An 11168-nucleotide genomic window follows, 5' to 3' on the forward strand; every position below is an offset into this window, starting at 1 on the left:
GCAGACAAAAGAATCAGCATTGTACTTTTTACGATGCCGCTTTTATAATAAATGTAAGAACACAGAGAAATAGGAGGGAATAACGTGCAGTATGTAACATTAAATGACGGTATTCAAATGCCGCTCATGGGCTATGGTGTTTTTCAAATTACAGATGCTTTGCAGTGTGAACAGTGCGTTAAGGACGCGCTTGAGGTGGGATACCGCCTGATTGATACAGCGGCGGCATACCACAACGAAGAAGCGGTGGGGGCGGCAATTTATTCCTCCGGCATTTCAAGAGAGGATTTGTTTATCACAACAAAGCTCTGGATCCAGGATGCCGGGTATGAAAGTACGTTGAAAGCCTTCGATGCTTCTTTGAAGAAGCTGGGGCTGGATTATTTGGATTTATACCTCATCCACCAACCCTTTGGCGATTACTACGGCGCATGGCGGGCAATGGAAAAATTGCAGAAAGACGGTTTAATTCGCGCCATTGGCGTCTGCAATTTTTCGCCGGATCGTCTGATTGACCTGTGCATGAACATCGAAACCACACCCGCCGTCAATCAAATCGAAATTCATCCTTTCTATCAGCAGAACGATGCCTTGCAGATTATGGATGAGTTTGGAGTCAAACCGCAGGCGTGGGGGCCGCTTTCGGAAGGGCAAAAGAATATTTTTAATAACAAGCTGCTGAAATCCATTGCCGCAAAACATGAAAGGACAGTGGCGCAAGTAATCCTGCGCTGGCACATTCAGAGAGGCGTGATTATTATCCCCAAAACGGTTCACAAAGAACGCATGGTGGAAAACATGAATATTTGGGATTTTGAACTGACCGAGCCGGAAATGCAGTCGATTGCCACAATGGATATTGGCCACAGCGAAATCATTGACCACCACTGCTGGTGTACGGCCAAGCAGCTCAACGGATTAAAAATCCACGAATGATAAGGAGGTTTATCAAATGAGAAACAACTATCTTTCAAGATTTCAAACAACTGATCCTGAATTTTATCAGTTGTTTGAAGCCTTTGCCGAACATGAGGCCGTAAAGGAACCGGAGGTTATACTTGACGAAAAAAAACGCTGTTTGGCAATTTTAGCTACCCTTCTTGGTTGTCAGGGAATTGACCTGTACAAAGATGTACTGCGTGAAGCCTTAAAGCAGGATGTTTCGCCGGTTGAAGTGAAAGAAACCGTATACCAAGCGGTTGCCTACTTGGGAATTGGCCGGGTATACCCTTTCCTGAAAGCGACAAATGATGTTCTTACAGATATGGGAATTGCCCTCCCGACCGCAGGGCAGGCCACTACCACACCTGAAACAAGGCTTGAGCAAGGGAGTCAGGCACAGGCTGATATTTTCGGATCGGATTGGAAAGATTTCTATAAATCCGGCCCGGTGGAAACCCGTCATATGAACCGCTGGCTGGCTGCGAATTGCTTTGGCGATTATTATACGAGGAACGGTTTGGACAAAAAGCTGCGGGAAATGATTACCTTTTGTTTTTTGTCCGCACAGGGTACGGAGCCACAGCTAAAGGGGCATATCAACGGAAATTTTTCAGTCGGAAACGACAAGGCGTTTTTGATTGCCGTAGCGTCACAGTGTATGCCCTATATCGGTTATCCGAGGACACTCAATACTTTGCGCTGCATCAATGAGGTTGTAAAGGAAAACGAAGAAAACGCAGGAGGTGCAAAATGAATCGTCTGGAAGATATAAAAAGCGAAAGCCCGTTTCCGGTAGGAGAAGAAAATACGGCGTTCGCAAAGTATTTTATCGGGAAAAGCTACCTAAGTTATTTGTCAGAGCAGCAGATCGGGATTGCCAATGTCACCTTTGAGCCGGGATGCCGGAATCATTGGCATATCCATCATGGCGGCGGACAGATCCTGCTGTGTACTGCGGGACGGGGCTATTATCAGGCATGGGGACAGGAAGCAAGAGAACTTCACCCCGGAGATGTCGTCAATATTTTGCCGGAGGAAAAGCATTGGCATGGGGCAGCCCCCGACAGTTGGTTTTCTCATATCGCAATATCCGTTCCAGCAGAAAATGTAGGCTGTGAATGGCTGGAGCCTGTAACGGACGAATACGTTGTCTTAAAATAATCTAAATCAGGAGGAAAAAACAATGAGTTTTAATTTTGGAATTTCTACAAATGCAATGTTTGGAGCAGGACAGTTGGGCAATCTTCATACGCAGCTTAACGCCCCCATGGGTGCTGTGCAGGGGAAAAAGGCGCTGGTGGTCATCTCCAACGGAAAGTCCACCCGCAGCAATGGGTATCTGGAACGTCTGGAAAATGAGCTGGCGCAGGCCGGTGTGGAATATGTGATTTTTGATAAGATTTCTGCCAATCCCACCAAGCCGGTTGTGGAGGAAGGCGGCAGATTTGCAAAAGAGAACGGCTGCGACTTCATCGTTGCGCTCGGCGGCGGTTCTGTAATAGATGCTTCTAAGGCCATTGGCATCATGGCAACGAATCCCAGCAATGATTTGTGGGATTATGTGATGTTTGGAACAGGCAAAGGGCAGTGGCCGCCGGTTCCGTCCCTTCCCATCGTGGCGATTACAACGACTGCCGGAACCGGCTCCGAAACCGATGCGGGCGCTGTTATTACCAATCCGGCAACAGAGGAAAAGACGGGAGTATTTGGCACCGGCACGATGCCTGTTCTCGCAATCATTGATCCGGAACTGATGCTCAGTGTTCCCGCCAAGTTTAAGGCTTATCAGGGCTTTGACGCGCTGTTCCACAGCACAGAGGGGTTTATCTCCAATAAACGCAATGAAATGAGCAAAATGGTTGCCAGCGAAGCAATCAGAAACGTCAGCGAAAATTTGGCAGCGGCAATCCGCGAGCCGGAAAATGTAGAGGCTATGGGTAAGGTTGCATTCGGGAGCTACCTCTCCGGCATTCAGATGTGTGTCGGCTCCTGCACAAGCGCCCACCCTCTGGAACACGCATTAAGCGCCTACCATGAGAATCTTCCCCATGGCGCTGGCCTGATTATGATTTCCAAGGCTTTTTATCGTTTCTTTATCAACAAACATATCTGCGATGACCGTTTTATCGAGATGGCAAAGCTGATGGGGATGAGTTCGGCCAATCAGCCGGAGGATTTCATTACGGCGCTGGAACAGCTTCAGACAGACTGCGGCGTGGCCGACTTAAAGATGTCCGACTACGGCATTACGCCTGATGAATTTGAAAAAATGGCTCAGAACGCCAAGGATACGTTGGGCGTAAACTTTGAGAATGATCCCTGTATGTTGAGCAATGCGGACTGCGTTGCCATCTATCAGGAATCTTACAAATAATAGGAGGAAGCAATTATGAGTAAAACAATTTTAGCAATCATATCAAGCCCTCGTAAGGGTGGAAATTCCGAAACGCTGGTAGAACAGTTTGTAAAGGGAGCAAAAGAAGCAGGGCATTCTGTGGAAACAGTTTTCCTGCGGGACAAAAAAATTGCACCCTGCATCGCCTGTGAAGCCTGCCTGAAGAACGGCGGCACTTGCGTCCAAAAAGATGATATGGCTAAAATCCTGAATAAGATTATCGCTGCTGATGTCATTGTGCTGTCCACGCCGGTGTACTACTATTCCATTTCTGCGCAACTGAAGGTGATGATCGACCGCACGCTGGCCGGTGGCGGGAAAATGAAGAATAAGGAATTTTACCTGATCGCTACGGCTGCTGACGGCAAACACGCGATGGAGTGTACCATGAACGATATGGAGGGATTTGTCGCCTGTGTTCCCGGCTCTGTTGTTAAGGGCAAAGTCTATGGTTCGGCATTCCATGTTGGCGATATTCAGGGCAATCCTGCGCTGGAGGAAGCCTATCATTACGGAAAAGACTGCTGATTGTTTTCAGATCAGAGAGGAAGGAGGCTGCAATGATATTTTATTTTACCGCCACGGGCAATAGCCTGTATGTGGCGAAGCAACTGGATAAAAGCCCGATCAGCATCCCACAGATCATCCATCAAAAGGATTTGTCATTTAAGGATGAAACCATAGGAATTGTCTGCCCTATTTTCGGGCATGAAGTACCGCCAATGGTGCGGGAGTTTTTGAAAAAAGCATCTTTTAAGACGGCATATTTCTATATGGTGCTTACTTACGGGAAACGTCACGGCGGCGCTGCGGAACTTGCTGATGAACTAGCAGGGAGTTTAGGAATTGCGGCTGCTTATATCAATACTGTTTTAATGGCAGACAACTTTTTGCCTGCTTTCGATATGGAAGAAGAACGCAGGCTGGACAAAAAAGTGGATGAGCAGATAGCGGCCATCAGACTGGATATCCAAAACCATAAATATGGGATTCAGCCCGCCACCGATGCAGACCGTGCGGCGCATCAGGAGTTTTTGTCACGAAGCAGTCAGCCGCCCGCAGAAAGATGGAAGAATCTTTACCGTATTACGGAAGCCTGTATCGGATGTGGAATCTGCGAAAAGGTTTGTCCGGCAAATTGCTTTCAGATAAAAAACGGTAAGGCGATACAAAAGGAAGATGGATGTCAGGCTTGCATGGCCTGCATCCACCATTGCCCACAGAAAGCGATTGCGCTGAATATGCCGGAAAAGAATCCGAATGCCCGATACCGAAATGAACAGATTGCCCTCTCTGAAATTATTGCGGCAAATGATCAAACGAATTTGTGAAAGTTGGTGAACGATGAAGAAAGTAATTAGCATGGCACTATCGGTTATGATGATATTTACGTTGGCTGCCTGCGGAAATAACGCTGCCATTGACGCGGACAAAGGAGCGGGGCAGACTTCAAAAAGTGAAGTGGAATCCTCCAGCACTTCCAAGGAAAGCACCGCGCCAAATGAGCAGCAGCCCTCGGCATCGGAGCCTACCGGATCTGACAGTCAAGCTGATGCGAAAACACTGGTCGTCTATTTCTCTGTGCCGGAAACCACCGATCCTGACAATATGACCGAGGAACAAGAGAACAGTACAGTGGTTATCAACGGTGAGGTACTGGGTAACACGCAGTACATGGCAATGGTGATTGCAGAGAACACCGGGGCGGATTTGTTCCGTATTGAACCTGAAGCACCTTATACAACTGACCATTCGGCGCTTGTGGATCAGGCTAAGAAAGAGCAGACCGATGAAGCTCGTCCTGCGATTGCGGCTCAAATCGAAAATCTGGATCAATATGACACGATATTCGTGGGCTATCCCAACTGGTGGGGAGATATGCCAATGATCCTGTACACTTTTTTTGACGAGTACGATTTTTCCGGGAAAAACATCATTCCTTTTAATACCCATGGCGGCAGTGGATTTTCAAATACGATCAGCACGATTAAGGACTTGGAGTCAGGTGCAAATGTTGATGAGGATGGATTATCTATCAGCCGAAATAACATTCAAGATGCGGAAGCTGACATTATTGGTTGGCTTGACGGACTTGGATTCTAAAAGTAAGGAGACGAGTTTAGAATGAAAAATATTTTAATTTTATCCGGCAGCCCCCGTAAGGGCGGAAACTCTGATCTTCTGTGCGACGAATTTTTGCGCGGCGCGCAGGAAAGCGGAAACAAGGTGGAAAAGATTTTTCTGCGCGACAAAAAAATTGGCTATTGCAACGCCTGCTACTATTGTAAAAAGAGCGGCGGCAAATGCGCCATTCAGGATGATATGAGCGAGATTCTGGACAAGATGCTGGCAGCCGATGTGATCGTGCTGGCAAGTCCTGTTTACTTCTATTCCATTGACGCACAGATGAAAGCAGTTATCGACCGCTCCGTGGCAAGGTGGACGAATATATTAGACAAGGAATTTTATTACATTATGACTGCCGCCGAGGATGGCGAAACCGTGATGGATTGCACCCTGGAGTGTTTCCGTGGATTTGCCGCCTGTTTGAAGGGCTCTAAGGAAATGGGCGTGATTTATGGAAAGGGTGTTTATGAACCCGGCACGATCAAAGCCACGCCTGTGATGAGCGAAGCCTACGAAATGGGAAAATGCGCATGAGTAAATCAAGGAGGTTACATGAGAAAAATACGGAAAGCAAAACAAAATAAGCTGCTGCTCCTATTATCTGTGTTGACAATGCTGCTGATTATGACTGCCTGTTCCGGCAGGTCAGATATAAGCGGAGAGACGCAAACCGCTCCGACTACTGCTCCGGAAACCAATAATGTACCGGCAGAAAGCAATACGGAAACGGTTGGAGCAAAAGAGGAAGCCAAAAACGGTGAAGGGAAAATCTTAATTGCCTATTTTACCGTTCCTCTCAATGACGGTGTGGATACGGTGGCGAGGGCAAGCCGCACAAAATCAGATGACGGCACATATGGAAATGTTCGGTATCTGGCAAATCTCATTCAAGGCTATGTTGGCGGAGAGTTATTCTTCATTGATACCGCTCAAGAATATCCAAAGGACGATATGGATGAGATGCTGGATTTCGCCTATAAAGAGAAGGCTGACAATGCCCGACCGGAGTTATCGACTCACATCGAAAATTTAGATGATTACGACATTATTTTTATCGGTTATCCTAACTGGAATGCGGATTTGCCGATGCCAATGTACACCTTTTTTGAAGAATATGACTTTAGCGGCAAGACAATCATTCCTTTTGTTGCCCATGGCGGCAGTCGGGCATCCGATACCATTCAGACGATTGCTGAACTGGAACCCGATGCAGCAGTCTTTGATACCCCTGCCACTGTTTCATGGAACGAAATAGATAAGGCTGACAGCATAATCAGCGAATGGGTAAGCACTTTACCCTTCTGATTAAGAAGAATGGAGGTAGTGCAGGAATGAAAAAATCCAAGCACTTTTTAGGGATTTTGTTGTCAGGCGCACGGCTGTTCGCTTTGTCCGCCTGTAGTCAATCGGCGCCTCCGCAGTCACAAGCGTCCGCTCAAAATCTGCAACAGCGCCAATAACCTTGAACGATGTCTGATAAATTTCAATTTGAATGGAGTCCTGAAATGAGCGTAAAAGCAAAATGGAGAATGTTGGTTGATAGTTTGATGGTGGTACTTATACCGCTGTTAATGGCATATTCCTTAATTGGAGAAACAGCACACGAGTGGTTAGGCGTGATGATGTCTCTGCTTTTTGTTGGACATTATCTGCTAAATTTTTACTGGTTCAAGGGACTGGTAAAAGGCAGATGGACGGCATTACGAATTTACCAGACTATCGTCAATATTCTCCTTTTGCTATGTACGCTCGGCTTAATCATCAGCGGCATTGCGCTTTCACGCACTGTTTTTTCGTTCCTGCCAATAGAGGGCGGCGGGAGTTGGGGCAGGACGCTCCATTTATTAACCTCGTACTGGGGGTTCGTGTTGATGTCCTTTCACTTAGGACAGCACTGGAGCATGATTCTAAACAGGGTGCAGCGTTCAGCGAAACGCCCCGTTATATTACGAGTTTTGGCCGTTGCTTTCGCCGGATATGGTATCATAGCTTTTATAAAACGTGAAATAGGCACTTATATGACATTACAAAATACATTTGTCTATTTTGATTTTGGTGAACCCTTATTTTTTTTCTTTATCGACTACATAGCAATTATGGGATTGTTTGTATTTCTTGGATACTATGTTACATCAGCGTTAAAATGGCTGAATAAAGGAATGAGCAGGGAGCGATGAAAAAAAGAAAAAAAGTAATTGCAACCGTTATTCTTTTATTATCTCTATTGGGATGTTCTTCGCAGCAAAATGAGACAGATACCGAGAAAACGATTTCCTTCTTTGCCATGGACACTTATATTGAGCTGACCGCATCCGGCGAAAATGCCGACGCTTCTCTTGCAACGGCACAAAAACGAATTGAGGAATTGGAGCATTTGTGGTCGGTAACAGATAAAAAAAGCGAAATCTATGCGCTTAATCATAGCAAGGGGCAGCCTTTATTGTTAAGCGATGATACCGCCGCTCTGCTTTCTTTCGCTTTGGAGGTTGCCCAAAAGACAAACGGTGCATTAGAACCGACCATTTACCCGGTACTGGCCGCATGGGGATTTACAACTGAAGAACGAAACATCCCATCAGAACAAGAGATAGCGCAGAGCATGGAACTGGTTGGGTACAAGAACGTGGAACTGAGTGGGAATACGGCAGCCCTGCCGATAGGGATGCAAGTTGATTTAGGCGCAGTCGGCAAAGGATATGCAAGTGACGAGGTCGCAGAAATTTTAAGAGAGAATGAAATTAACTCTGCACTCCTTGATGTTGGGGGCAGTGTTCAAATGATAGGTAAAAAACCAGACGGCAGTGACTGGAAAATTGGTTTGAAAAACCCGCTTTCAGACGGCAATTTGGGAGTTTTAAGTATTTCTGACTGTGCGGTTGTGACATCTGGTAATTATGAGCGATATTTCATAGGTAAGGACGGAAAGCGATACGGGCATATTATAGATCCTGCTACCGGCCATCCATCGGAAAATGAACTTGCTTCGGTGACTGTTATTGCAAAAGACGCAAAACTCTGTGATGGATTATCTACGGCATTATTTGTTATGGGACTTGAAAATGCAAGCGATTATTGGAAAAAACATCAGAACTTCGATATGATTTTAATAATGGAGAATGGGGAAATCTATCTTACCGAAGGTATAAAAGATAATTTTTCTTTGAGTGAGGAAAGCAAGAATACGAAGATAAATGTAATAAATTTGTAAAAGCATTTATTTTAGGAGAGGGGGTTTCATATAAACCATAGAAATTTGATGTTAGATACCGCAAGGGGCAGGCCATTGTTGAGAATGAAACGGTCATCCTGACAAAGAAAGAATATGATCTCCTGCTCTACTTCATCAAGAACCGTAATTGATTTATAGTATATTATTGAGATGAAACTTATATAATTATCAAAATAATACATGTTGATACCATCTTAAAACCAGTGATATGATGGATACACCAGACTGCTGATTTCATTTATAACAAATACGGTTAAGGAGACCTCACATATGAGTAAAACAAAATGGCGCATCCTGTATCTATCCCTGTTTTTACTGCTGTTTATGACGGAAGTATTTATCGCTGTCTATATTCATGATGAATTCATACGTCCTTATCTGGGTGATATTCTGGTGGTTGTCGTAATTTACTGTTTTATCCGTGTCTTTCAACCTATTCGATGCCGCTTTTTACCGGTTTTCATTTTTCTGTTTTCCGCTTTAGTTGAGTTTTCCCAGAACTTTGATCTCGCCGAGCTGTTAGGTCTTGCCAGGAATAAGTTCGTCCGCATCATACTGGGATCGGTTTTTGACTGGAAAGATATTGCCTGCTATGCGGCTGGCTGCATCCTACTGGGTTTCTATGAATTGCTCCTATACCGACATAGGTTGAAGGAGAAATAAATACCATAGTCTTTTGTACCTTATCAACGGATATCGCTCTTTGCCACTCCGGAAGTACCCAAACAGCAGCCAGTCCCAGGTTCCCCTGCGGCCCATTGCCTGCCTTCACGCTATGTTCAATAACCGTCTAATCCGGTCAATTCCACAAATTCATGCAGTGACGATGCGTTCTTCGCAGCCTTGAGCCAGCCGTCCAAAACCGACGGGTCCTCTTCCCTCCGGATTCTGTCCGCCAGAGGAACCGACAGGGAATACTCCTCCAATAATAATAGAATGGCTTCTCTTTTCCCTTCCATTTTCCCTTCCTCTTTCGCCTCACTCCGGTTCACTTCGATGTCCAGTTCCCGACTGTATTCCGTCATCAGCATATTTTCCACCTCCGAACCATGTTCCTCCAGGTAATCCTTCAGCACGTTCTCCTCTTTACTTTTTATTATAGCCCGGCGGATGGCTTCCTGCAATGGAAAACTTTGCTGATAAGACCGTACCAGCTCCACGAAATAACTATAATCCAAAAGAATCGGACACTTTTTCAAAAATTCCGGATTCACATTATAATTAATATTAATGACCCTTACGCGCAATTCCAGTTCCGGTTCTCCTTCCTTCTTTATATACGCATCCGATAATTTCATAACAGACTCCCGGGGCATTTTTGCCAGGCCGTTATAAAATACCACATACTGAGGATTAGGCAGGCGTATCTGTTTGGTCGAATATAATCCTGTACCTTTCGTTAACTTTTCATACAACCTGGCTATGTACAGAAAACCACGCAGCGGCATATTAGGATTATAGGTGCTCTGATGTTCATACAGCGACAGCTCTTCCTGACACATCAAAAAGGACACGTCATTTTTCATATTCATGTACAGCACATTCTCCAGGGTATTTACCTGAAGCTCTTCGGGGTTATCATATTCGGTTCCGCAAACAGCATTATACAGCTGGAGCAGTCGGATACGGTCAGAAAACAGATGGATAAACATACGGTCCTTATATGCCGTAACAGGCTCCGGATAATCAGACATAGGCAAAAAACCTCCTTTTCAGATTTTTCAATTGATATTCTCCAACTCACCAGGGAAAACACTCGGCAGAATCGCCTCATAAGACAAAACAAATGAATTCAGGGAAATAAATTTCAAGCGAAAAGCACGCAGCAGCCGTTTTTTAGCCGCATACATACACAGCACGAAAAATAGTCATCAGAATTTTTACAATCTCTACTATATTTTACACTTATAATATGAACGATTTCTTTTTAGATTACAATAAAATAAATTAGATTACAATAAAGTAAAGATAAAAATTTTATAAAAGATATATAAAGTTACTATTTCCAGCGACTACCATCAATAGAATATCATAGAATAAAAACTGAAAAATAAAAAAGCCTACCCTCTCAGTCAGCCGGCAAATCTCACAGCGACATCCTTTCCCACCTTTACCAACTCTACAAAAGAATCGAAACTCCTGCAGCAAAAAGCGATTCCAGACCATCATCACTGTCCGCAAAACGTAATCCACTATGAACACCAAGAACCTCAAATTCCAACCGACACCCTATCGCACTACACCATATATCCAGTTCTACACTATCCAGCCTCCCCCCCAATCTATAAGAACTTGAAACAAAGCATATCATAAAGCAGGGCTGAGAGGTAAGGGGCGCGCCTTCGGGAGCCGGGCGGCAAATCTCGCGGGGCCAAATCACTTGAGGCCGGGCCTTAGAACGGCTTACGCAGAAGTCGGGAGAACCTCGCAGGGCCCGGAACACTGTCCGAGCCGTCCTGTGGCGAGTTTGTTCCG

General features: G+C 45.2%; 14 protein-coding genes. 13 read left to right on the top strand and 1 reads right to left on the bottom strand.

The window, feature by feature from the left end; translation table 11 throughout:
• Positions 1-84 precede the first annotated feature (84 nt).
• The 13 genes from ABC831_RS22025 to ABC831_RS22085 all read left to right on the top strand — a co-directional run bounded on the left by ABC831_RS22025 (position 85) and on the right by ABC831_RS22085 (position 9356).
• Positions 85-936: an aldo/keto reductase gene (locus ABC831_RS22025; protein WP_343250226.1), complete on the top strand. Its 852-nt coding sequence runs from the start codon at positions 85-87 to the stop codon at positions 934-936.
• Positions 937-952: 16 nt separating this feature from the next.
• The gene (locus ABC831_RS22030; RefSeq protein ID WP_095170703.1) at positions 953-1696 is read left to right on the top strand and encodes a carboxymuconolactone decarboxylase family protein; all 744 of its coding nucleotides are present in this window, start codon (positions 953-955) and stop codon (positions 1694-1696) included.
• Complete coding sequence (locus ABC831_RS22035; protein ID WP_343250227.1) at positions 1693-2103, top strand: cupin domain-containing protein; 411 nt, start codon at positions 1693-1695, stop codon at positions 2101-2103. Before ABC831_RS22030 ends, ABC831_RS22035 begins: the two co-directional genes overlap by 4 nt.
• A gap of 22 nt (positions 2104-2125) precedes the next feature.
• On the top strand, positions 2126-3316 hold the full coding sequence (locus tag ABC831_RS22040) for an iron-containing alcohol dehydrogenase (protein ID WP_069430352.1): 1191 nt from the start codon (positions 2126-2128) through the stop codon (positions 3314-3316).
• Between the two features lie 15 nt (positions 3317-3331).
• Positions 3332-3865 carry a flavodoxin family protein gene (locus ABC831_RS22045; protein WP_343250228.1) on the top strand — a complete coding sequence of 178 codons (534 nt, stop codon included), beginning with the start codon at positions 3332-3334 and terminating at the stop codon, positions 3863-3865.
• Between the two features lie 32 nt (positions 3866-3897).
• Positions 3898-4668, top strand: coding sequence for an EFR1 family ferrodoxin (locus tag ABC831_RS22050; protein ID WP_343250229.1), 771 nt, complete (start codon positions 3898-3900; stop codon positions 4666-4668).
• 13 nt (positions 4669-4681) lie between these two features.
• Complete coding sequence (locus ABC831_RS22055) at positions 4682-5440, top strand: flavodoxin (RefSeq protein ID WP_343250230.1); 759 nt, start codon at positions 4682-4684, stop codon at positions 5438-5440.
• A 21-nt stretch (positions 5441-5461) separates the two neighbouring features.
• Positions 5462-5998: a flavodoxin family protein gene (locus tag ABC831_RS22060; RefSeq protein ID WP_343250231.1), complete on the top strand. Its 537-nt coding sequence runs from the start codon at positions 5462-5464 to the stop codon at positions 5996-5998.
• Positions 5999-6016: 18 nt separating this feature from the next.
• Positions 6017-6769, top strand: a complete 753-nt coding sequence (locus tag ABC831_RS22065; RefSeq protein ID WP_343250232.1) for a flavodoxin — start codon at positions 6017-6019, stop codon at positions 6767-6769.
• A 26-nt stretch (positions 6770-6795) separates the two neighbouring features.
• Positions 6796-6924: a hypothetical protein gene (locus ABC831_RS22070; protein WP_343250233.1), complete on the top strand. Its 129-nt coding sequence runs from the start codon at positions 6796-6798 to the stop codon at positions 6922-6924.
• A 45-nt stretch (positions 6925-6969) separates the two neighbouring features.
• Positions 6970-7641 carry a DUF4405 domain-containing protein gene (locus ABC831_RS22075; RefSeq protein ID WP_343250234.1) on the top strand — a complete coding sequence of 224 codons (672 nt, stop codon included), beginning with the start codon at positions 6970-6972 and terminating at the stop codon, positions 7639-7641.
• Positions 7638-8672, top strand: a complete 1035-nt coding sequence (locus ABC831_RS22080; protein WP_343250235.1) for an FAD:protein FMN transferase — start codon at positions 7638-7640, stop codon at positions 8670-8672. Before ABC831_RS22075 ends, ABC831_RS22080 begins: the two co-directional genes overlap by 4 nt.
• A 291-nt stretch (positions 8673-8963) precedes the next feature.
• A complete protein-coding gene (locus ABC831_RS22085) occupies positions 8964-9356 on the top strand; it encodes a ribosomal maturation YjgA family protein (protein WP_343250236.1) in 393 nt (130 codons plus the stop codon).
• Between the two features lie 116 nt (positions 9357-9472).
• On the opposite strand, the gene ABC831_RS22090 is transcribed toward ABC831_RS22085, so the two are convergent.
• Positions 9473-10387 (bottom strand): RpnC/YadD family protein, encoded by a 915-nt coding sequence (locus ABC831_RS22090; protein WP_343250237.1) that lies wholly within the window; start codon positions 10385-10387, stop codon positions 9473-9475.
• Positions 10388-11168 lie beyond the last annotated feature (781 nt).

This window comes from Diplocloster hominis, assembly GCF_032380655.1.
In the GTDB taxonomy this organism is placed as follows: domain Bacteria; phylum Bacillota; class Clostridia; order Lachnospirales; family Lachnospiraceae; genus Diplocloster; species Diplocloster hominis.